The 233-nt window shown below is 71.2% G+C and carries 1 pseudogene; it reads left to right on the forward strand.

Features of this window, described 5'->3' with window-relative positions:
• Positions 1–233, forward strand: a pseudogene (locus FAF44_RS54220) (cytochrome P450); the annotation flags it as partial.

Genomic DNA, 233 nt, shown 5'->3' on the forward strand with positions numbered 1-233 from the left:
GGAGCTCATGCGCCACCACCCGCTGATCGACTACGGCGACATCGAGGTGCCTCCGGCCCCGCCCGGCGAGTTCCTGCTCATGGACGACCCCCAGCACAGCCGCTACCGCAAGCCGCTGGTCGGCAAGTTCACCGTGCGCCGGATGCGGCTGCTGACCGAACGCGTCGAGCAGATCACCGCCGAACACCTGGACGCCATGGAGGCCGCCGGCCCGGCCGCCGACCTGGTGACCG

It is taken from the genome of Nonomuraea sp. MG754425 (assembly GCF_021699195.1).
In the GTDB taxonomy this organism is placed as follows: domain Bacteria; phylum Actinomycetota; class Actinomycetes; order Streptosporangiales; family Streptosporangiaceae; genus Nonomuraea.